This is a genomic window from Streptomyces sp. S3(2020) (assembly GCF_013044505.1).
In the GTDB taxonomy this organism is placed as follows: domain Bacteria; phylum Actinomycetota; class Actinomycetes; order Streptomycetales; family Streptomycetaceae; genus Streptomyces.
This window is the reverse complement of sequence record NZ_JABERD010000024.1, coordinates 53,831-71,307: the sequence shown is the minus strand read 5'-3', so window position 1 is coordinate 71,307 and position 17,477 is coordinate 53,831. Positions and strand designations below refer to the sequence as shown.

The following is a 17,477-nucleotide window of genomic DNA, read 5'->3' as shown; positions in this document are numbered from 1 at the left end:
CCTCCAGGTTCAGCAACCGCACCGCGCTCCGGCTCACCTGCTCCACCAGCGCCCCCGGCAGCCACCCGCCCGCCACCAGCCGTGCCGCGCCCTCCGGGGCCAGCCGTCGGGCCAGCTCGCCCGGGGACGGCCGGGTGCCCGGCGACTTGGCGAGACACTCCGCCGCCAGTTCCCGCAACTCCCCGCTCAGCGCACCGAGTTCGGGTTCCTCGTGCACGACCTTGTAGAGCAGGGATGCCGAGGAGTCCCCCGGGAAGGGCGGTTCGCCCGTCGCCGCGTACGCCAGCACCGCACCGAGCGAGAAGACGTCGGCCGCCCCTGTGATCCCCTTCCCGAGGATCTGCTCGGGCGACATGTAGCCGGGTGATCCGATGGAGACACCCGTCGACGTCAGGGACGCGGTACCGTCCACGGCCCGTGCGATCCCGAAGTCGATGAGCAGCGGGCCGTCCAGGGTCAGCAGCACGTTCGACGGCTTCACGTCCCGGTGCACGAGCCCCAGTTCATGCACGGCCGCCAGCGCCTCGGCCAGCCCCGCCCCCAGCACCCGTACCGAATGCGCGGGCAGCGGGCCCCCGTCCGCGATCGCCGCCGACAGTGACGGTCCCGCCGCGTACGCCGTGGCCACCCACGGCACCGACGCGTCCGGGTCCGCGTCCAGCACCGGTGCCGTCCAGGCGCCGCCGACCCGCCGGGCCGCCTCGACCTCGCGCCGGAAGCGGGCGCGGAACTCCTCGTCCAGGGCGAAGTGCGGATGCACGATCTTGACGGCGACCGTACGGCCGCCGGCGCTGCGCCCCAGGTAGACCCGGCCCATGCCGCCGGAGCCGAGCCGGCCGAGCAGCCGGTAGGGGCCCACGGCGGTGGGCTCGTCGACTCCGAGTGGCTGCATGGCGTCCACCCCTCCCCCGTATACGACCGCCTACGACCCCTGCGCGGTTCCTGTGGAAACTCCCCCGCAGGTTACGGCTGAAGCAGATCCACCTTCACGTCCGCGGGGAATCCCGTCGTCGGTCCCACCCGTCGCGCGAACTCCGCGACCGCCTCCAGCTGGGGGCCTCCGAATCGGAAGTCGAGGGTGGTGAAGTACTTCTCCAGGACCTGTTCGTCGAACTCCTCCCAGCGTGCGGCCTGTTCGGCGACCTTGCCGACCTCGTCAAGGGACAGGTTCCGGGAGGCGAGGAAGGCCTCGTGGACCTTGCGGGTGATCAGCGGTTCGCGTTCCAGGTAGTCCTTGCGCGCCGCCCAGACCGCGAAGACGAACGGCAGGCCCGTCCACTCCTTCCAGAGCGCGCCGAGGTCATGCACCTCAAGGCCGTACTTGGGCCCGTCCAGCAGGTTCGCCCGCAGCGCGGCGTCGCCGATCAGGACCGCCGCCTCGGCCTCCTGCATCATGAGGCTGAGGTCGGGCGGGCAGGTGTAGTAGTCGGGGCGTACGCCGTAGCGGTCGGCCAGGAGGAGCTGGGCGAGGCGGACCGACGTACGGGAGGTCGACCCGAGGGCCACCCTCGCGCCGTCCAGCTCGTCCAGCGGGACCTGCGAGACGATCACACAGGACATCACCGGGCCGTCGCAGCCGACGGCGATGTCGGGGAACGCGACGAGGTCGTCGGCGTTGCGGAGGAACTCGACGAGGGTGATGGGACCGATGTCGAGATCTCCCCGCACCAGCTTCTCGCTGAGCTTCTCCGGGGTGTCCTTCGTGAGCTCGAAGTCGAGGAGCGTGCCCGTTCTCGCGAGCCCCCAGTACAGGGGCAGGCAGTTCAGGAACTGGATGTGGCCGACGCGCGGCCGGGTGCGTGAATTGTCCACATCGTGAGGCTAGACCCTGGTGCCTGACGTACGATGGGCACCCCCGCCGTCAACCCGACACGAGCGAGATCAAACATCCGGGTGACGTGATCTTGACCTCTATTGCTTTCGGTTGCCTGCATGCTAGGCTCGCCGCAAGTTGCAGTTTGGTTTCCCTTGCAGTACAGAGCCTGCGGAGCATGTGACCGCGGGCTCTAGTCGTTTTCAGACGTATGCAGTTGTGCAGCACCGTTTCACACTTGCAGGTTCTGGAGCAGGGCAACCCTTTGGGCCCAAGGAGGGCTTATGGCTACCGGAACCGTGAAGTGGTTCAACGCCGAAAAGGGCTTTGGCTTCATCGCCCAGGAGGGCGGCGGCCCGGACGTCTTCGTCCACTACTCCGCCATCAACGCGAGCGGTTTCCGTTCGCTGGAGGAGAACCAGCAGGTCTCCTTCGACGTGACCCAGGGCCCGAAGGGCCCGCAGGCGGAGAACGTCACCCCCGTCTGAGACTCCTGAGTCTCTGATCCGGACCTGAGTGCAGTACCCAAGGAGCCCCGCGCCGCAAGGCAGCGGGGCTCCTGCCTTTTCCCGTACGGGGCCCCACCTGGGTTACATGTGCTGCATGACCAGCACGAACGTCGTTCCGGGCAGCAGCGCCTCGTACGAATGCGCCACATCCCCGCGGTACGCCATGTAGTCCCCGGGCTCCAGCTCGACCTCCTCGCCCCTCGGCCCCGCCTTGACCCGCCCGCTGCTCACGATCAGGTGTTCGACAGAGCCGGGGATGTGCGGCTCCGAGTCACGGGCCGCACCGGGCTCGGCGGTGATCCGGTAGATGTCCCGACGTGCCCCGGGCGGGCTGGAGGACAGCAGCGCGCCGACGTAGTTGGCCTGCTCGGACGCCACCGCCGGCCCCTGCCCCGCCCGGATGACCTGCACCGCCGGCGCCGGCGGCTCCACGAGGGCACTGAACGGCACGCCCAGCGCCACCGCCAGCGCCCACAGCGTCTCCACGCTCGGATTCCCGCTCCCCGCCTCCAGCTGCGACAACGTCGACTTCGCGATCCCGGCCCGCTTGGCGAGCTCGGACAGCGACAGTCCGACGCGGGTGCGCTCGCGGCGCAGGGAGGCGGCGATCCACTCAAGCGGGAGACGGGTGTCGGACATGTTTGTTCGCTCCATCGGTACGACCGTTCGCCTTGACGAACACAGCTCCTGATGTTCATTGTAGAGAACATGCGTACGACACAGCGAACGCCGGACAAGGGGCTCGTCCGGGACGCCTCCCTCGTCTGGCTCGCCAGCGGGGTGGTCGGCGTCTCGTTCGGCGCGATCGCCGTCGCCGGAGGCCTGCCGGTCTGGGTGCCCGTCGTCATGTCCCTGATCGTCTACGCGGGCTCCGCCCAGTTCAGCGCGGTCGGCGTCCTGCTCGCCGGCGGCGGTCCGCTCGCCGCGGCGGCCACCGGTCTGCTCCTGAACACCCGCACGGCGGCCTTCAGCCTCGCCGTGGCGGACACCCTCGGCAAGGGCCGTCTGGCACGGCTCGTCGGCGCGCACCTCGTCACCGACGAGACGGTCGCCTTCGCCCTCGCCCAGAGCGATCCGGTACGACGTCGTACGGCGTTCTGGGTCTCGGGACTCGGCCTGTTCTCCGTATGGAACATCGGCGTCCTGGCCGGAGCCCTCGCCGGCGACGCGATCGGCGACACGGCCCGCTACGGCCTGGACGCGGCCTTCCCCGCCGTCCTCGTCGCCCTGGTGCTGCCCGCACTGCAGGAGGATTCGGCCGTACGACGATCCGCGGTGCTCGGCGCCTGCGTGGCGCTGGCCCTGGTCCCGGTCGCCCCGGCGGGCGTCCCGGTGCTGCTGGCCCTGGCCGGGCTCCTCGCCTTCGGCCGGAGGCGGTCGGCATGAGCGCGACGGTCGCCATGATCCTGGCGCTGGCGGTCGGGACGTACGCCTTCCGGCTGGTCGGCCCGGCCCTGCACGGACGGGTCGAACTGCCCGCGCGCGTGCAGGAGCTGCTCTCCGCCGCAGCCGTCGTCCTGCTGACGGCCCTGCTCGCGACGGGTGCGTTGACCGAGGGCGGCGGCTTCGCGGGCTGGGCGCGGCCGATCGGGGTGCTGGTCGGCGGTGTGCTGGCGTGGCGGAAGGCGCCGTTCGTGGTGGTGGTGCTGGGGGCGGCGGGAACCGCGGCGGTGCTGCGGGCGTTCGGAATGGCGTAGAGGATCTTGGGGGGGGACGATCGGTGGGGAACCGTGAACACGATGAGGGCGGCGGGACCACGGCCGAGAGCCGCTGGGCGCTCTGTATATCCGTAGGACTCTCGCTCGGCACGGCGCTGGGCCTGCTGCTGGGGATGGACGTCTTCGACGACCTGGGGCTCGGACTGGCCGCGGGGATCGGGCTGGGTACGACGGTGGGGGCGGGTGTCGGCCTGGGGCTGGCACGGAGGCAGGGCGAATAGGGCTCGGCCGGACCGGCGTTGTCAGTGGGGGTGGCTAGGGTCCCGGACCATGACCGAGGCCGATTTCCTGACCAGTACCCGGGTGTTCTACGACACCGTCGCCGAGGACTACGCCGAGCGGTTCCGTGAGGTGCTGACGGTGTCGCCGGTCGACCGGGCGATGCTCGACGCGTTCGCCGAACTCGTCGGCAGGGGCGGTGCGGTGGCCGACCTCGGGTGTGGGCCGGGACGGGTGACCGCGTATCTGGACTCGCTCGGGCTGTCGGTGTCCGGGCTCGACCTGTCGGCGTCGATGCTGGCGATCGCGCGGCGCGAGAACCCGGGGCTGCGGTTCGAGCAGGGGTCGATGCTGGAGCTGGACATGGCCGACGGCTCGCTCGCGGGGGTCGTGTCCTGGTACTCCTCCATCCACACCCCTGTGGACGAACTCCCGCGGCTCTTCGCCGAGTTCCTGCGGGTTCTCGCCCCGGGCGGCCATCTGCTCATGGGCTTCCAGGCCGGCGACGAGCCCAAGCGTCACGACAGGCCCTTCGGCCATGACGTGATCCTCGACTTCCTGCGGCGGCAGCCGGAGGCGGTCGAGGAGCTGCTGACGGCGGCCGGGTTCGCGCCCGTCGCACGGACGGTACGCGAACCGGCCCCCTCGGAGCTGGTGAGACAGGCGTTCCTGATCGCGCGCAAGCCCGCCTAGAGGTCCCTAGAGATCCCTGGCCGCGATGTAGCCGAAGGTCATCGCCGGGCCGATCGTCGAACCGGCGCCGGCGTAACTGTGGCCCATGACCGCCGCGCTGGCGTTCCCGGCGGCGTACAGGCCGGAGATCACCGTGCCGTCCTCCCTCAGCACCCGCGCCCGGGCGTCCGTGCGCAGCCCGCCCTTGGTGCCGAGGTCGCCGGGGACGATACGGAAGGCGTAGTAGGGGGGCAGCCAGAGCGGGGCGAGGCAGGAGTTGGGGAGGACGGAGGGGTCGGTGTAGTAGTGGTCGTAGGCGCTGTCGCCGCGGTGGAAGTCGGTGTCCGTGCCTTGCCGGGCGAGGGAGTTGAAGCGGTCGACGGTGGTGCGCAGAGCCGTCGGCGGGACACCGATGGCGGTGGCGAGGGCATCGAGGCTCCAGGCCTTCTTGGCGGCGCCGGAGGTGTACCAGTCGTCGGGGAGGACGAAGGTCGGCGCGACGTCCTTGAAGAGGTACCGGTTGCGGTAGTTCTGGTCGGTGATCAGCCAGGCCGGGATGTCGGGGTCGGTGGGGTTGCGCTCGTACATCGTGTGGACGACGTCGCTGTAGGGACCGGCCTCGTTGACGAAGCGACGGCCGGCGGCGTTGACGAGGAGAGTGCCCGGGAGGGTGCGTTCGGCGAGGCAGAAGTACGGCTGGCCCGGGAGCGGGATGGCGGGCCCCCACCAGGCGTCGTCCATGAGCGCGACACCGGCGCCGACGCGCTGCCCCGCCCGGATCCCGTCCCCCGTGTTCTCCTTCGCGCCCACGGTCCAGTCGATGCCGATGGGCTGCTGCTGGTACTGGGTGCGCATGGCGAGGTTGTGCTCGAACCCGCCGGAGCCGACGATGACGCCTCGGCGTGCCCGGTAGAGACCGTCGGGGACCACCGCCCCGGTCACCGCGCCGCTCTCGACGAAGAGGTCGGTGAGCGGGGTGTTCAGTTTCACCGGCACGCCCGCGTCCAGCAGCCCCTTGCGCAGTCCGGCGGCGAGCGACTGCCCCATGGTCAGGGGCGTCTGCCCGAGCGTGAGCGCCTTGGTGCCGCGGGCGAGGCACTCCGTGGCGACGGCGAGGCCCTTGACGCTCACGGCGGACAGGGCGAGCCATTTGTAGTCGGCGCTGAAGACGACCATGCCGTCGGGGACTTCCATGTACGGCGGGTTGAGATGGGCGAGTTCGGCGCCGAGGATGTTGCCGTCGAGATAGTCGGGCTCGATGGAACGCCCGTTGGGCAGACCGCCGGGCAGCTCCGGGTAGTAGTCGCTGTACCCCTCCATCCAGCGGAACCGCAGCGGGCTGTTGGCCATGACGAAGGAGATCATGGCGGGGCCGTTGGCGAGGAAGGCCTGCTGCCGGTCGGCGGGGATGTCGGGCCCGACGACCGCGGCGAGATAGCTGGCGGCCTTCGCGGGGGTGTCCGGTACACCGGCGGCGAGGATCACCGAGTTGTTGGGGATCCAGATCCCCGCCCCGGAACGGGCCGCGGACCCGCCGAAGGTGGGCGCCTTCTCCAGGACGACACAGCTCAGACCCCGCTTGGCGGCGGTGAGCGCGGCGGTCATGCCTGCGGCACCGGAGCCGATGACGACGACGTCGTAGGTCCCGAGGAGAGGGAGGTCGGCGGCGCCTGCCGACTGCTGGGCCCCTGCCGCAAGGGCGAGTCCGGCGGCGGCCGAGGTGCCGAGTACTTGTCTTCGGGTCGGATTCATGGGGCCGCTCCCAGATTCTGAGGGTGTGTCAGAAATGGGAATGTGGCGCGGTGACCATGTGAAGTCAAGGACTGTGCAAGTGAGTTGGTCCGCGCAGAATCGCTGTGCAGTCCTCCCGGGCGGGTCCGCTCAGCAGCGGCCGGAACCGGGCGAACAGATCGAGGAGCCCGGCACCGTGACGTTCCCGGAAGGCCGGGTCCCGGTCGGCGAGGTCGAGTTCGTTGGCGGCGGTGAGTTCGGCGAAGTCCCGGCGGAGGGCGGGCCCGGGGGCATGGGCGCGCCCGGTGAAGCGGTCGTGGAACGGTGAGCCGGGGTCCGCGAGCGACGGATACGTGGCCCTGCGGTCGCAGCTCGCGTAGAAGTACACGATCGCCTCCGCCTCCTCGCCGATCACGGCCACGAGCTCGGAACGCCGGTCGAGCGGGAGCAGGACCCGCACGAAGCCGTCCGTGCCGTAGAAGGCGTGGCACAGGCCCGCGAGTTGGAGGGCGGGGCGGGCGTCCCAGCCGGCGAGGCGGATGCGGACGCGGTGGAGGTGGGTGAGGAGGGTGCCGCCGGGATGAGGCATGCTCTCGGCGCCCAACTCCCTCAGGAACGCCTCCGCTTGAGCTGCCGGGTCGTAAGCCATACGGCGTCCCTTCAGCCGGGTGGGTCGGCACCCGCTCCGTCCCGGGGTGGAGCGGGTTGCCGCCCGTTGGGCCCTGGGTTGATCGTCGTACGCGCTTCGGGTCCAGTCAATCCTTGGGATTTGTGGCTGCCTCCAAGCGTTAGCTTGGGTTTCATGACCCTCGACGATCTGCGTGTGTTCGTGGCGGTGTGCCGGGCCGGGAGCCTGAGTGCGGTCGCGCGGGAGCTGGGCTGTACGCAGTCCGCGGTGAGCCAGCATGTGAAGCGGCTGGAGCGGGAGACGGGGGTCGCGCTGCTGGAGCGGCAGTCGCGGGGTGTCGTGCCGACGGCGGCGGGGCGGGTGCTGGAGACGGCGGCCGCGGAGGGGATCTCCGGACTCGACCTCGCCGTAAGGCAGTTGCGCGACCTGGTCGACGGGGAGAGCGGGTTCGTGCGGGTGGCCACGGGGGCGACGACCGTACGGCACTTCATGGGGGACGCGGTGGTGGAGTACCGGCGCCGCCATCCCCGGGTCAACCTGGAGTTCCGCACGGTGAGTTCGGGACGGGGAAGCTTCGACGCGCTCTCCGACGGCACCCTCGACCTCGCCTGGATCACGCTGGGCCCGCCGGTGCGGGGTATCGAGCAGCGGGCGGTGGCCGAGCTGCCGTGGGTGCTGGCGGTACGCGCCGACGACCCCCTGGCGGGACGGGACCGGCTGGAGCCCGGCGAGCTGGCGGACCTACGGCTGATACGGCTGCCCCCGAACTCGGCGTCCGCAGCCCATCTGGAGGCAGCGGGTGGTGAGTTGGGGGTGCGATTCGCCTACGACACGAGCGTGGCCGACTGGGACACGGCCTTGCTGCTGGCGGAGTTGGGGGTGGGCAGGGCGGTCGTCCCCGCGCTGTCCGGGCTGGCGGCGACGGCGGGGCTCCGGTTGATTCCGGTGCCGGAGCTGCGGCCGCTGCCGGTCGGGTGGGCCGTACGGCGGTGGGACGCGCTCAGTCCGCCGGCGCGGGCGTTCGCGGACGCGGTGGAGGAGTTCCGGCAGGGGCACGGTCGATAGTGCGGGACGGAATGGAATGTGGTACTTGTGCGGACGCGGGAATTCTCGCCATTGCGGGATGTTCCGGCCTCTAGCCTGAGCCCACATCGCCCGTCTGGACACGAGGTGGCGGAATGAACGACACCGTTTTCGACCCGGATCGGATCCGGCGGATCAACGAGCTGATATCGGCCCGGGAGAAGTTCCGTCTTGATCCTCCGAAATTCCTTCCGTGGCTCTTTCGGCGGTGTACTGTCCGGGTGCTTCTCGTGGCCGACGGCTTCATCTACTTCGACGACAGCGATTTCGGTCTGGGCGAGTTCCTCCGCTCTCTTTCCCAGTCGCCTCTCTTCGTCAGGTTCGAGGTGACCTGCGCGCACCGGGCACAGGTGTCGAGCACGCAGTCGGGGGCCGGCAGGCCGGGTGTCGTCCGCACGATCAACAACTTCAAGTTCGACGACGCCGGTCACTTCGGAACCGATCTCTACGACGAGGTGTGGCTCTTCGGCGCGGAGACCAGCTCGCTTACGAAGAAAGGAACCTGGACGAACCGGCCGCCCGACACGGAACTGCGCGCCATCAGCGAGTTCATGGACGCGGGTCACGGCGTCTTCGCCACCGGCGACCACGGCAGCCTCGGCGCGGCACTGAGCGGGTTCGTGCCACGGGTGCGCAGCATGCGCCGCTGGTTCGACGATCCGGGCGGCGGCCCACTGGGGGAGCTGGTGGCGCCCGACATGACGAGCGCGTACCGCAGGGACACCAACCGTCCCGGAGTGTCCGGAACCTTCGACTTCGACGACCAGTCGGACAACGTCCCCCAGCCGATCCTCCCCGTCTGGCAGCGTCGCCCGGGACCCGGATTCTTCAGCATCAGGTGGCCGCATCCCCTGCTGTGCGGCTCGACAGGCGCCATCGAGGTGCTGCCCGACCACCCGCACGAAGGCGAGTGTGTGGAACGGCGGGACATCCCGACGGACCAGGAGTTCGACTTCGCCGGATATCACGTCGTCGAATACCCGAACGTATCCGGATCCCATCCCCTGCCGAGCGCCGTGGCCCATTCGACCGTGCTTCCCAACAACGCCCACACCGGAAAGCACGCCACCGTGAGTGCGTCATTCGTGGCCATCAGTGCCTATGACGGCGGGGACGCCGGAGTGGGCCGGGTGGTGACGGACGCCACCTGGCATCATTTCATCAACATCAACCTGGTCGGAATGCAGAGCCCTCCGAACGGCCATCCGGAATGGGACCTGGGATTCCTCTCACCCGGCGGTGAACACCATCTGCGGGCCATCGAGGAGTACTTCCGCAACATAGCCATGTGGATCGCCCCGGCGGACCGCAGGCGCTGCATGTTCCGCAACGCCCTCTGGTACGCGACCTGGGGGGAGCGACTCGTCGAGGCCGTCGCCCCCGTCAAGCCGCTCGACCAGGTCACCAGCGTCGACTTCCTGCACATCGGTCGGCACGCCTTCGACTCGATCGGACGGTTCGCGGGACGGTGCCAGACCCTGCACTGGTCGCTCGACGTACTCAAGGACGTGCTCGCGAAGAAGTTCTACGAACGGGTGCTGCCGGTACCGATCCCCGAGCTCCCCGACCGTGTCCCCGGCCCGCCCCTCCCCTGGCTGCGCGAGGACATCCTCGTCGAACTCGCCCTGGGCGGCGCGGTCATGGCCCTGCGGGACGCCTACCCCGACATCAACGAGGTGGACCCCGAAGAGGCGGCGGCCGGCGCGCCGGGCCTCGTACGACGGGGCGCGGCCATCGCCCTGCGCTCCGCGCGTGAGTCGGTCACGGAGGCCCAGGGCGAACTTGAGGACCTGGCGTCCGCCCTGGGCCGCGTCGACTGACCACCGCCTACTGCGGCGGCGACCGCGACGCCTACTGCGGCAAGGACGCCACGACGTTCAGCTCCTTGGCGCCCGTCCCCGTGATGCCCGCTCCCGTCCCCGGGAGCAGCACGCTGCCGTTGTAGTAGTCGCTGGACACCAGGAGGTCCTTGTCGCCGTCTCGGTCGATGTCGCGCAGTCGGACGAGCTGGCCGAAGCAGCCGAACTCGCTCGGGGAGCCGGGGACTCCGGCGGTGGCCCGGGTGAACCACTGCGAGTTCGTGCCGGTGAGGCCGGACTTGGAGCCGCGCAGGACGTGGAGGCCGCCCGCGTTGGCCTGGGAGCTGACGGTCTCCTCCCAGACGCCGACCGCGAGGTCCGGGTAGCCGTCGCCGTTGGTGTCACCGGCGGAGAGGGTGCTGCCGAAGGAGTCCCCCTTGGTCGCGGCCGTCGCCACGCCCGCGGTCGACTGCGAGATGCGGTACTTCGTCGTCGGCGCCGTGCTGCCGCCGCGCCACACCACCACCGAACCGGCACTGTTGTTGTACCGGGTGTCACTGACGGCCAGATCTCCGTAGCCGTCCTTGTTGAAGTCGGCGACGACACCGGTGGGGCTGTAGTCGGGCTTGGAGCTGTTGACGACCGTCTGCTTGCCCGGCTTGATCGTGGAGCCGCCGCGCAGGAACCACACGTCCTGGGTCATCTTGTCGCTGTGGTACCCCTGGCCGAGGACAAAGAGGTCCGTGGCCTTGTCCTTGGTGACCTTGCCGGCGACCAGACCGGTGGGTTCGAGGAGGTCGTCGGACGTGTGCTTGGTGACGGCCCCGGTGCTGCCGGACTTGGTGAACCCGCCACGGTAGATGTAGACGGTGTCGACACCATTGGTGACCGCGAGGTCGGCCTTGCCGTCGCCGTTGAAGTCGCCGGTCTCGATCTGGTCGCCGAAGCCGTAGCGGGCGTGGGCGGTGACCTTGAGACGGACGGCGCCGGTCCCGGAGAGGCCGGTCTTCGCGCCCCACAGGATGGTGACCGCGCCCGCGCCGGTCTTGGAGCCGATCTTCTCCGAGGAGTCGGCGACGGCCAGATCGGCGTATCCGTCACGGTTGAAGTCGGCGGCGGCGAGGTCGTCGCCGAACGAGTCGGCGTAGTCGCCGGCGTCCCCGGGCGTCCCGGGGACACCCGCGGTGGCCTGCGTGAACGTCTTACTGGTGGTGCCGGGTCCCGAGGCCGTCCCGTAGGTGACGGTGAACTCGCCACCGAGGCTCGCCGAGGCGAAGTCGCGGTAGCCGTCGCCGTTGAAGTCGTCGGCGTACTTCGCCGGAGTGGCGGCGGTCGCGGTGCCCACGGAGAGGGTGAGCAGTCCTCCGGCCGCCAGGGACACGGCCGTGGCCGTGGCGAGGGCCGGGCGGAGGGTGGTACGCGTGAACATGCGTCTCCTGCGGTGATCTAAGTCTGGTGATCAGGAGACTCTCGTTGGGGCGCGATGGTTGTGCCGCCGTGTGACTCCGGTTCCTTGAGGGACAGCTCCGCCCAGACGGTCTTGCCGACGCCGCGCTCCATGACCCCCCAGGCCTGGGAGAGAAGCGTGACGAGGATCAGACCACGGCCGCCTTCCGCGTCCGGGTCGGTCACATAGCGCAGTCGACGGTCGGACCTGGCGTCGCTCACCTCGATACGGAGGGTGGCTTCGGCGGTGAGCGTCAGGCGCAGTGCGAAGTCGCGGCCGGGGACTCTGCCGTGGGTGACGGCGTTGGCGGCGAGTTCGGCGACGACCTGTTGTGCGGTGGCGTTCACGTCGCTGCCGTAGGGGTGCCCCCAGGCATCGAGTTGCCGCGCGGTGAGGCGACGGGCCTGACGGGCGCCGCGCGGGGTGGCACTGAGGAGGGTGGAGATTTCGGCGTTCACGTGACTGAGCGTGGTGGGTTGTCTCTACGCTGACCAGGTGCGATGCGGCGACTCTGAGTAGCTGTACGTGTGCCGTCGGTCCGGAGTACGAGCAGTCGAGCGGGAGGGTGGATCGCGTGGATGAGCGAAGGCCGGAGACACCGGCCGAAGTCGACGGGGCGACCGGGTTGTTCACCGCGCTGGGCAAGATGCTCAAGCTGCTGCGGGAGCGGAAGGGGCTGACCCAGAAGGAGTTCGGGAAGCTGTTGGGGTACGGCTCGGACATGATCTCCGCCATGGAGCGCGGCGTACGGGTGATCCGTCCGGAGGTCCTGGAGCAGGCCGACGAAATCCTGGACGCCGGGGGCCTGCTGAAGGAGGCCATTCCCGAGGTCAGGGAGGCGATGACCAAGGTCCGGACTCGGCATCCGGAGTGGTATCGGAGTTACGCCGGGTTGGAGGCGGAGGCGGTTGAGCTGCACTTCTATGCCAACCATGGGGTGCCTGGCCTGTTGCAGACCGACGACTACGCGCGGGCGGTGTTCACGAAACGGCGGCCGTTTCTCGACGAGGAGACGATCGAGAAGCGGGTTTCGGACCGGCTCTCGCGGCAGCAGGTATTCGAGCGTTTGCCTGCACCGATCGTGAGTTACGTCCTCGAAGAGATCGTGCTGGACCGGCCGATCGGCGGACGACGTGTGCACACCGATCAGCTGCGACACCTGCTGAGCATCGGAGGCAGGCAGAACGTCGAGATCCAGGTGATGCCGTCCGGGCTGGAGGAACACCCCAACATGGACGGTGCGTTCAACCTGCTGACGCCCAAAGGACACGGGCAGGTGGCGTACACGGAGGTACAGGGGTACCCCCGGCTGATCACCGACTCGGAAGAAGTCCGCAAGATCGTTGACCGCTATGGAATCATGCGGGCGATGGCACTCTCCCCTTCGGAGACACGGAAGTTGATCGAGCAGAAGCTGGAGGAGCTATGACCAACGAGCAGCTCACCTGGTTCAAGTCCAGCTACAGCGGCGGCGAAGGCGGCGAGTGCCTGGAGGCCGCTCTCACTCCCGCCACCATCCACCTCCGCGACTCCAAGCACCCCACCGGCCCCCACCTCACCCTCTCCCCCGCTACCTGGTCCGCCTTCCTCTCAGGGAAGTTGGTCAGCGAGCGGCGCTAGCGCCTGCGCCGCTGCCAGGGCGCGAGCCGCCTCGATGCGTACGCCTGCGTCCTCGTCCGCCTCGGCCCGCTCCCGTAGGAGTGGGATCGTCGACGCGTGGGCGGGCCAGCCGTAGGCGAGGGACTGGAGCGCGACGGTCCGGGCATCGGGATGCGGATCGGCGACAGCGCGGTCCCGAAGAAGTTCCGCCCCGGCCTCCCCCTTCTCGTACACGGCCCACCAGCGCAGCGCGGCGGCCCGGACACGGACAGCCGGGTCGGCGACCGCCCGGTCACGAATCACGTCCAGTGCCGCGGGCTCGTCGCCCCGGTCGGTCGCCAGCAGGAGCAGGGCCCGGGCGCGTACCGATGCGTCGGAGTCGTCGTAGGCGCGCTCACGGAAAAGACTCCACGCATGGGCCCGGTCACCCGGGTAGTGCCTCATCGACCGCATGGCCTCTTCGCGGACGAACGCTTCCTCATCCGTGGTGACACGGTCGAAGACCAGCTTCCAGGTGGCGGGGTCCTCGCTCCTGTGCTCGCAGAGCGCGGTGATCGCGACGTCGCGCACGCCGTGGGAGAGATCCTCGACGGCGAGCCTGCGGGCCAGCTCCCAAACCTCTTCGTTGTCACCGAAGTTGTCCGACAGGGCGTCGAGCGCGTCCGCACGGGCCATGTCGCCCGGATCCTCGGCGATCCGGCGGCGCAGAAGATCCTCGGCGCCGGTGTCGTCCTTCCGCGGCCCCAGCAGGCAGCACGCGTTGCCTCGCACGTGCTCGTTCGGATCGTCGACGGCTCGTTGCCGCACCAACTGCCAGATGTCGGGTTCGTCGCCCCGTAGTTGGGTGAGTTCGTTGAGAGCCTGGGACCGTATGTACGAGTCCTTGGCCGACAGCACGAGCCCACGGACGAACTCCCAGTCGTCCGGTCTCCCGCCCAGCAGGCGCAACGCCCTCTGGCGCACGCGTGTCTGCGAGTCCAACGCGGCACGGTCACGAATCAGCGCCCAGGTGTCGTCCTTGTCGCCGCACGTGTCGTGGAGCCCGGTGAGGGCGGCCCCACGAATCAGGTCGGACGGGTCCTCGACGGCATGCCGACGCAATACTCGCCAGGTACGAGGATCATCACCGCGGTACTTGGCGATCGCGACGAGCGCGGAAAGACGTTCGTCGCGATCGGACCCCGACTCGGCCGTCTCGAAGATCGGCTGCCACGCATCGTCCTCCACTCTGCCCAGCAGGGAGAGGGCGAGAGCTCGCACCCAAACCGCGGGATCGGTGCGGGAGCGGTCCCGGATGAGTGCTCTCACCTCTGCCCCGTCGCCTCCGTTCTCGGCGAGCAACAACAGTGCGGCGTACCGGACGCCGCTGTCGGGATCCTTCCGAACCGGATCCCGCAGCAGGTCATAGATCTCCGCGGCGGAGTCACAGGAGGCGGTCAGGAAACTCAGCAACCGGGATCGCGCCGTGCCCGACTGGGCGTGGACCGACATGCGCCGAGGCAGTTCGAACCCGCGGTAGAGAACGCCGGCCATCATTGCGGGGTGATCGTCCCCCTCTCTGAACTGGCCTCGCAGATGAAACCATCGCAGGAAGCGCAGTCGCCCGCTCCAGTGCGGTGGGAGGGTAATGAGTGCAAGCGCGGTCTCCTTGTCCCAGAGACTCAGCCCTACCCAGGTGTCGGCCAGCTCCAGGCATCTGATCAAGGCATCGACCACGGCCCGGCTCTGTGACGCCACCGTGCCGATCTTGCGTACCTCGGTCAACGCCCTTGTCGCCAGCACCAAGCGCATGACATCGGACTCGTTCCGTCGCCGGTGCATCTCCAGCAGCCGGTCGATCGCCGCGGCCGCCTCCCGCTCTCCCAGCTGTCCGATCAGCAGGAGCAGTACCTCGTGCCATGCCGGATCATCAGCCCGTCGCACGAAGACCTCGTCAATCAGCTCCTCGGGGGTCCACTCCCGTTCGCGTGTGTAGCGGCGGCCTATGTCCTCCGCCGCCAGATACTCCAGGAACGTCCGGTGCACGAAGGCATAGGTGCCCGCTCCGTAGTGGCTCAGGATGAAGTTCCGCTCCCGCAGCTGCTTCACCATCGTCCGCGCCGCCGCCACAGCCTGGGCCACGGGGAGTTCGTACTGCTCGCGGAGGTATTCCTTGAAGGTGGCCAACAGTTCATCCTGGTGGATGTAGTTGCTCTCGATGCCGTCGGTGCCCTCCTGGATCTTCCGGGCCACCAGGCACAGCAGCTCCTGCCGGTCCTCGTCACCGAGGTAGGCCAGCGCCTCGGCGTCCTCGGGGGAGTGCAGGTTCTTCGCCTGCTGATCCCAGTGGGCCACCAGCACTGCGATCGCGTGTCGGTAGACGCCCTGGCGGTCGCGGGGGAGTTCACGGCGACGGCCGACGATCGCCAGGATGGTCAGCAGCAGGGGGTTGCCCGCGAGGCCCTGAAGGGAGGGGGACTGGGTGATCGCATCGGTGAGGCGCGCGTAGAGCCGGTGCGCCAGTTCGTTGTCCTGTGGGCACGCGGAGGCGTACCACTGCCTGGCGAAGTCGTCGATCCTGTGCTCGTCCAGATCTTCGATCTTGAAGTGCTCGAACCCGGCGCGTTCCAGCACCCCGTGCAGATAGCCGATGACCCGCGAGGTCACCACCACCCGCACCCCGGCCTCGGTGTGACGAAACGCGAAGTCGGCGATCCGATGGCTGACCTCCTTGCGTGCCGCCGGATCGAAGAGCTCGTCGAGCCCGTCGAAGACCACCACTGCCCTGCCCTCGGCGAGCAGCCGCTCGGTGACCGGGAAAGGCGGCGCCATGCCCTTGGTGCCGTGCAGGTGCCGTAGGAACTCCTCGAACGTACGGTCCCGCCATCCGGCCGCCGCGTACTCCCGCAACTCCACGACCAGGGGCACCCGGCCGGCGAGCGACTCCAGCGGATGACCCACGGGGATCTCACCGGGGAGAAGGAGGGCCAGGTACCGGGCCAGTGTCGACTTTCCCGCCCCCGGATCACCGAGCAGGACGACACGGTCCGCGCCCGGATCGGCCAGCACCTCCAGGACATCCCGCGCAGGCCGCTCCGCGTACTCCTGGCGCGCACGGTCCAGTGCCTCCCGCTCCAGACCGGGCGGCAGACTCGATGGCCACTCCCCCGCCTCGACGAGCCGCTGGCGGATGTCCCTCGGAAGCTCCACCGGCGGCGGGTTCGCCCGGACCACCGGCGGGACGAACACCTCCTCCAGCACGACCGGCGGGTGCTCGCCCTCCTCGGTGGGGATGAGAACCTCAAGGTCCAGTCGGCCGTAACACTCGCGGACCCGGGTCTCGTACCGCCGTAACGCGTCGGCGGTCTCCTCCGACGACAACACGGCAGCTCTCGACGCCTGCTGTACGTACTGGTTCTCGATGTGTGTGTAGGACGCGTTGCTGTGATCCCCGGTAGCCGCGGCCATCACATCACCCGCCGCCCCGACCGCCCGCTCCCCTGTCGCCTTGACCCGCTCCGACTCCCACCCCATGGCAGGACCGTAGCGGCGCCACTCGATGCGGGGTGCCCACTTGAGAATTCCGCGCCGCGGACCCAGAGTGCGTATACGCCGCCGTATACTCCTCCTATGTCCGACGCCATGATCCGAGTACCCACAGAGGTCCGCGACCGCCTCGCGGTCATCGCCGAGTCGCGCGGCACATCGATCCGCTCTCTCGTCCAGGAACTCGCAGAGACGACACTCACCTCGGAGGAGCGGCACGAGCGTGCCGAGCGAACCCGGGCCTACCTCTCCGAGCACTTCGGAGTCGACGTGACGGACGAGGAGAGTGCCGCCATGAGGCGCAAGCTGCGTAGCGCCTTCGCGGATCGGCCGGGTTCCGCCGCATGATCCAGCAGCATCTCGTGTTGGACACTCCCACGCTTCTCGCTCTCTCGGGCAACCGGCAAGTGTCCGCGCTCGTCCACGCGGCGCACTACGAACCCGAGGTCCGGCTGTGGGCGCCCGTGCTGTCCGTCCTGGAAGCGGACGCCGAGTACCTGGGCCTCGCCGAGCACATCGGCCAACTCGAAGTGATCCACACACTCGACCTGGACTATCCCGCCGCCCTCGCCATCGCCCAGCTGCGCCGGGACGGCGTGCCTCCCGGCGTCGGGGCCGCCATCCATGCCGTACGGCATCTGCCCGACTGGGGCGCGGGCGCGCTGGTCGCCACCGTGGCCTCCAAGGCGTACGACGGCAGAGGCGTGCCGGTCCTCGACCTCACTCGCTGAGAG

General features: G+C 69.3%; 19 protein-coding genes. 11 read left to right on the top strand and 8 right to left on the bottom strand.

The window, feature by feature from the left end:
* Positions 1–892: serine/threonine-protein kinase (locus HLK59_RS11200; RefSeq protein ID WP_171141197.1), on the bottom strand; the 892-nt coding region annotated here is incomplete at its 3' end.
* A gap of 71 nt (positions 893–963) precedes the next feature.
* Positions 964–1,812 carry a menaquinone biosynthesis protein gene (locus HLK59_RS11195; protein ID WP_171141196.1) on the bottom strand — a complete coding sequence of 283 codons (849 nt, stop codon included), beginning with the start codon at positions 1,810–1,812 and terminating at the stop codon, positions 964–966.
* A 285-nt stretch (positions 1,813–2,097) separates the two neighbouring features.
* On the opposite strand from HLK59_RS11195, the gene HLK59_RS11190 reads away from it, so the two are divergent.
* Positions 2,098–2,301, top strand: coding sequence for a cold-shock protein (locus HLK59_RS11190; protein WP_003992177.1), 204 nt, complete (start codon positions 2,098–2,100; stop codon positions 2,299–2,301).
* 102 nt (positions 2,302–2,403) lie between these two features.
* Here the strand turns inward: HLK59_RS11190 and HLK59_RS11185 are convergent, their stop codons facing one another.
* Complete coding sequence (locus HLK59_RS11185; RefSeq protein WP_171141195.1) at positions 2,404–2,961, bottom strand: XRE family transcriptional regulator; 558 nt, start codon at positions 2,959–2,961, stop codon at positions 2,404–2,406.
* Positions 2,962–3,030: 69 nt separating this feature from the next.
* Here HLK59_RS11185 and mprA point away from each other — a divergent pair, with 69 nt between their 5' ends.
* From mprA to HLK59_RS11165, 4 genes are read left to right on the top strand one after another with little or no spacing between them, the layout of a single operon-like run.
* Positions 3,031–3,708 carry an MprA protease, GlyGly-CTERM protein-sorting domain-containing form gene (gene mprA / locus HLK59_RS11180; RefSeq protein WP_171141194.1) on the top strand — a complete coding sequence of 226 codons (678 nt, stop codon included), beginning with the start codon at positions 3,031–3,033 and terminating at the stop codon, positions 3,706–3,708.
* On the top strand, positions 3,705–4,019 hold the full coding sequence (locus HLK59_RS11175; RefSeq protein WP_171141193.1) for an AzlD domain-containing protein: 315 nt from the start codon (positions 3,705–3,707) through the stop codon (positions 4,017–4,019). Before mprA ends, HLK59_RS11175 begins: the two co-directional genes overlap by 4 nt.
* A 23-nt stretch (positions 4,020–4,042) precedes the next feature.
* Positions 4,043–4,261 (top strand): hypothetical protein, encoded by a 219-nt coding sequence (locus HLK59_RS11170; protein WP_171141129.1) that lies wholly within the window; start codon positions 4,043–4,045, stop codon positions 4,259–4,261.
* A 49-nt stretch (positions 4,262–4,310) separates the two neighbouring features.
* Positions 4,311–4,952 (top strand): class I SAM-dependent methyltransferase, encoded by a 642-nt coding sequence (locus tag HLK59_RS11165; RefSeq protein WP_171141192.1) that lies wholly within the window; start codon positions 4,311–4,313, stop codon positions 4,950–4,952.
* Between the two features lie 6 nt (positions 4,953–4,958).
* Here HLK59_RS11165 and kstD read toward each other — a convergent pair whose 3' ends face one another.
* Both kstD and HLK59_RS11155 read right to left on the bottom strand, forming a co-directional pair.
* Positions 4,959–6,683, bottom strand: coding sequence for a 3-oxosteroid 1-dehydrogenase (gene kstD / locus HLK59_RS11160; RefSeq protein WP_171141191.1), 1,725 nt, complete (start codon positions 6,681–6,683; stop codon positions 4,959–4,961).
* Positions 6,684–6,747: 64 nt separating this feature from the next.
* Positions 6,748–7,311, bottom strand: coding sequence for a DUF6817 domain-containing protein (locus tag HLK59_RS11155; RefSeq protein ID WP_171141190.1), 564 nt, complete (start codon positions 7,309–7,311; stop codon positions 6,748–6,750).
* A 153-nt stretch (positions 7,312–7,464) separates the two neighbouring features.
* Here HLK59_RS11155 and HLK59_RS11150 point away from each other — a divergent pair, with 153 nt between their 5' ends.
* Positions 7,465–8,355 (top strand): LysR family transcriptional regulator, encoded by an 891-nt coding sequence (locus tag HLK59_RS11150; protein ID WP_171141189.1) that lies wholly within the window; start codon positions 7,465–7,467, stop codon positions 8,353–8,355.
* Positions 8,356–8,594: 239 nt separating this feature from the next.
* Complete coding sequence (locus HLK59_RS11145) at positions 8,595–10,193, top strand: hypothetical protein (RefSeq protein WP_171141188.1); 1,599 nt, start codon at positions 8,595–8,597, stop codon at positions 10,191–10,193.
* Between the two features lie 31 nt (positions 10,194–10,224).
* Here the strand turns inward: HLK59_RS11145 and HLK59_RS11140 are convergent, their stop codons facing one another.
* Together HLK59_RS11140 and HLK59_RS11135 are read right to left on the bottom strand one after the other, a co-directional pair.
* The gene (locus HLK59_RS11140; protein WP_171141187.1) at positions 10,225–11,601 is read right to left on the bottom strand and encodes an FG-GAP-like repeat-containing protein; all 1,377 of its coding nucleotides are present in this window, start codon (positions 11,599–11,601) and stop codon (positions 10,225–10,227) included.
* A gap of 17 nt (positions 11,602–11,618) precedes the next feature.
* On the bottom strand, positions 11,619–12,077 hold the full coding sequence (locus HLK59_RS11135) for an ATP-binding protein (protein WP_171141186.1): 459 nt from the start codon (positions 12,075–12,077) through the stop codon (positions 11,619–11,621).
* Between the two features lie 116 nt (positions 12,078–12,193).
* On the opposite strand from HLK59_RS11135, the gene HLK59_RS11130 reads away from it, so the two are divergent.
* On the top strand, positions 12,194–13,048 hold the full coding sequence (locus HLK59_RS11130; RefSeq protein WP_171141185.1) for a Scr1 family TA system antitoxin-like transcriptional regulator: 855 nt from the start codon (positions 12,194–12,196) through the stop codon (positions 13,046–13,048).
* Positions 13,045–13,239 carry a DUF397 domain-containing protein gene (locus HLK59_RS11125; protein ID WP_171141184.1) on the top strand — a complete coding sequence of 65 codons (195 nt, stop codon included), beginning with the start codon at positions 13,045–13,047 and terminating at the stop codon, positions 13,237–13,239. The genes HLK59_RS11130 and HLK59_RS11125 overlap by 4 nt, the downstream gene beginning before the upstream one ends.
* On the opposite strand, the gene HLK59_RS51920 is transcribed toward HLK59_RS11125, so the two are convergent.
* Positions 13,210–16,731 carry an NACHT domain-containing protein gene (locus HLK59_RS51920; RefSeq protein ID WP_171141183.1) on the bottom strand — a complete coding sequence of 1,174 codons (3,522 nt, stop codon included), beginning with the start codon at positions 16,729–16,731 and terminating at the stop codon, positions 13,210–13,212. The two genes, HLK59_RS11125 and HLK59_RS51920, sit on opposite strands and share 30 nt — an antisense overlap.
* 96 nt (positions 16,732–16,827) lie before the next feature.
* Between HLK59_RS51920 and HLK59_RS11115 the strand changes: the two genes are divergently transcribed.
* Positions 16,828–17,091, top strand: coding sequence for a hypothetical protein (locus tag HLK59_RS11115; protein ID WP_171141182.1), 264 nt, complete (start codon positions 16,828–16,830; stop codon positions 17,089–17,091).
* Positions 17,088–17,474, top strand: a complete 387-nt coding sequence (locus HLK59_RS11110) for a hypothetical protein (protein ID WP_171141181.1) — start codon at positions 17,088–17,090, stop codon at positions 17,472–17,474. Before HLK59_RS11115 ends, HLK59_RS11110 begins: the two co-directional genes overlap by 4 nt.
* The last annotated feature ends 3 nt before the right edge of the window (positions 17,475–17,477 follow it).

Coding starts and splice junctions, on each gene's coding strand:
- HLK59_RS11110 (WP_171141181.1), top strand. CDS start 17,088: ATGATCCAGCAGCATCTCGTGTTGGACACTCCCACGCTTCTCGCTCTC.
- kstD (WP_171141191.1), bottom strand. CDS start 6,683: ATGAATCCGACCCGAAGACAAGTACTCGGCACCTCGGCCGCCGCCGGA.
- HLK59_RS11175 (WP_171141193.1), top strand. CDS start 3,705: ATGAGCGCGACGGTCGCCATGATCCTGGCGCTGGCGGTCGGGACGTAC.
- HLK59_RS11140 (WP_171141187.1), bottom strand. CDS start 11,601: ATGTTCACGCGTACCACCCTCCGCCCGGCCCTCGCCACGGCCACGGCC.
- HLK59_RS11165 (WP_171141192.1), top strand. CDS start 4,311: ATGACCGAGGCCGATTTCCTGACCAGTACCCGGGTGTTCTACGACACC.
- HLK59_RS11155 (WP_171141190.1), bottom strand. CDS start 7,311: ATGGCTTACGACCCGGCAGCTCAAGCGGAGGCGTTCCTGAGGGAGTTG.
- HLK59_RS51920 (WP_171141183.1), bottom strand. CDS start 16,731: ATGGGGTGGGAGTCGGAGCGGGTCAAGGCGACAGGGGAGCGGGCGGTC.
- HLK59_RS11115 (WP_171141182.1), top strand. CDS start 16,828: ATGTCCGACGCCATGATCCGAGTACCCACAGAGGTCCGCGACCGCCTC.
- HLK59_RS11125 (WP_171141184.1), top strand. CDS start 13,045: ATGACCAACGAGCAGCTCACCTGGTTCAAGTCCAGCTACAGCGGCGGC.
- mprA (WP_171141194.1), top strand. CDS start 3,031: ATGCGTACGACACAGCGAACGCCGGACAAGGGGCTCGTCCGGGACGCC.
- HLK59_RS11150 (WP_171141189.1), top strand. CDS start 7,465: ATGACCCTCGACGATCTGCGTGTGTTCGTGGCGGTGTGCCGGGCCGGG.
- HLK59_RS11190 (WP_003992177.1), top strand. CDS start 2,098: ATGGCTACCGGAACCGTGAAGTGGTTCAACGCCGAAAAGGGCTTTGGC.
- HLK59_RS11185 (WP_171141195.1), bottom strand. CDS start 2,961: ATGTCCGACACCCGTCTCCCGCTTGAGTGGATCGCCGCCTCCCTGCGC.